At 64.9% G+C, this 658-nt stretch carries 2 protein-coding genes; both read left to right on the plus strand.

The window, feature by feature from the left end; all coding sequences use genetic code 11:
* A partial coding sequence (locus ABC977_RS18215) for a type II toxin-antitoxin system Phd/YefM family antitoxin (RefSeq protein WP_369668688.1) occupies positions 1–275 on the plus strand: 275 nt, incomplete at its 5' end.
* On the plus strand, positions 275–616 hold the full coding sequence (locus tag ABC977_RS18220; protein ID WP_369668689.1) for a type II toxin-antitoxin system RelE/ParE family toxin: 342 nt from the start codon (positions 275–277) through the stop codon (positions 614–616). The genes ABC977_RS18215 and ABC977_RS18220, both read left to right, overlap by 1 nt.
* The last annotated feature ends 42 nt before the right edge of the window (positions 617–658 follow it).

Consider the following 658-nt stretch of genomic DNA (forward strand, 5'->3'; position numbering starts at 1 on the left):
TGCGCTACTCATCCCAAGTCAAGCCGATCAGCTATCTCAAAGCCCATGCCGCCGAGGTGCTGACCCGCCTTGCCGAACAGCGGGAGCCCTTGGTCATCACGCAGAACGGGGAAGCCAAGGCCGTGCTGCAGGACGTCGCCTCCTTCGAGGAGACGCAGGAGACCTTGGCCCTGCTGAAGATCCTGGCGCTCGGGCAGCAGGACGTCGAGGCGGGTCGGGTCAAGCCGGTGGCCGATGTGGTGGCGCGCCTGCGCGCGAAGCGGGCAGGGGCCTGATGGTCGGCAGGCCGACGCTTTACGAGGTTCTGCTGACCGAGGGTGCAGAGCAGGACCTGGAGGCGATCTACGACTACATCGCCGAGTTCGACAGTGTGGCCAACGCCAACGGCGTTCTCGACTGCTTGATGGAGGTCGTGGAGGGGCTTGCCCAGTTCCCTGAGCGCGGGAGCTATCCCAAGGAACTCGTGGCATTGGGCATCAAGGATTACCGCCAGACGGCGTTCAAGCCTTACCGGGTGATCTATCGCGTCCTGGGCGGCCAGGTCGTCATCTACCTGATCGTCGATGGCCGCCGGCATATGCAGTCCGTGCTGGCACGTCGGCTTCTGGGAGCTTGACCCGCCGCATCCCGCACGGGTGCTCGTAAGCTCGCGAAGCCG

This window comes from Thioalkalicoccus limnaeus (assembly GCF_041197575.1).
Taxonomy (GTDB): Bacteria; Pseudomonadota; Gammaproteobacteria; order Chromatiales; family Chromatiaceae; genus Thioalkalicoccus; species Thioalkalicoccus limnaeus.

What these genes read in the sequence shown, in the direction of transcription:
- ABC977_RS18220 (WP_369668689.1), top strand. Translation starts at nt 275, where the DNA reads ATGGTCGGCAGGCCGACGCTTTACGAGGTTCTGCTGACCGAGGGTGCA.